Raw genomic sequence first — 1388 nt, 5'->3', positions numbered from 1 at the left:
CGGTACAGCGACCCGGCCCTGGGCCTGACCTGGCCGCTCGAGGTCAGCGTGATCAGCGCCAAGGACGCCGCGTGGCCGCTGCTGGAAGGGGTCACCCAGTGATCATCGTCGACACCGCCCTGGCCAAGCGCGAGGCCGAGGGCAACCCGATCCGGGTCGCCCTGGTCGGCGCCGGCTTCATGGGCCGCGGCTTCGTGAACCAGGTCGTCAACTCGACGCCCGGCATGGTTCTGGCCGCCATCGTCAACCGCACGCAGGCCAACGCCGAGCGCGCGTACACCGAGGCCGGGATCACCGAGTGGGAGGTCACCGAGGACGCCCAGACGACGTCCAAGGCGGTCGCCGCCGGCATCCCGGTGATCACCTCGAACTACGAGGCGGTCACCCAGGCCGAGGGCATCGACGCGATCGTCGAGGCCACCGGCAACGTCGAGTTCGGCGCCCACGTGGTCACCTCGGCGATCGACGGTGGCAAGCACGTCGTGCTGCTGAACGCCGAGGTCGACGGAACCGTGGGCTCGGCGCTGAAGGCCCGGGCCGACGCCAAGGGCGTCATCGTCACCGGGTGCGACGGTGACCAGCCGGGCGTCCAGATCAACCTGGTCCGCTTCGTCCAGGGCATCGGTCTCACCCCGCTGGTCTGCGGAAACATCAAGGGCCTGCAGGACGAGTACCGCAACCCGACCACGCAGGAAGGCTTCGCCAAGCAGTGGGGGCAGGACCCGCACATGGTGACCTCCTTCGCCGACGGCACGAAGATCTCCTTCGAGCAGGCGATCGTGGCCAACGCGACCGGCATGACGGTGGAGAAGCGCGGCATGCGCGGCACCGACCACCGCGGTCACGTGGATGAGCTGACCAAGGCGTACGACGTCGAGGAGCTCAAGGCGGCCGGCGGTTACGTGGACTACGTGGTCGGCAGCCAGCCGGGCCCGGGTGTCTTCGTCCTGGCCACCCACGACGACCCGAAGCAGAAGCACTACCTGAACCTGTACAAGCTCGGTGAGGGCCCGCTGTACAGCTTCTACACCCCGTACCACCTGTGCCACTTCGAGGTCCCGACCTCGGTGGCCCGGGCCGTGCTGTTCAACGACGCGGTGATGCAGCCGATCGGGGCGCCCACGGTCGAGGTCGTCGCGGTCGCCAAGCGCGACCTGAAGGCCGGTCAGACGATCGACGGCCTGGGTGGCTACGACACGTACTCGGTGGCCGAGAAGGCTTCGGTCACCAAGGACGAGAACCTGCTGCCGATGGGTGTCACCGAGGGCTGCGTGCTGCTGCGCGACGTGGCCAAGGACGAGGTGCTCACCTACGCCGACGTGACGCTGCCCGAGGGCCGGCTGATCGACCAGCTCCGGATCGAGCAGGCGAACCTGACCTTCTGATCC

Annotated in this window: 1 protein-coding gene; it reads left to right on the top strand. The window is 68.5% G+C overall.

Annotated features, from left to right (window positions below; all coding sequences use genetic code 11):
* Positions 1-98 precede the first annotated feature (98 nt).
* Positions 99-1385 carry an NAD(P)H-dependent oxidoreductase gene (locus ACIBQZ_RS43300; RefSeq protein ID WP_396094789.1) on the top strand — a complete coding sequence of 429 codons (1287 nt, stop codon included), beginning with the start codon at positions 99-101 and terminating at the stop codon, positions 1383-1385.
* Positions 1386-1388 lie beyond the last annotated feature (3 nt).

It is taken from the genome of Actinoplanes sp. NPDC049599 (genome assembly GCF_044465625.1).
GTDB lineage: Bacteria > Actinomycetota > Actinomycetes > Mycobacteriales > Micromonosporaceae > Actinoplanes.
Note: the sequence above shows the minus strand (reverse complement) of the source record. Positions and strands in the feature narration are given on the sequence as shown.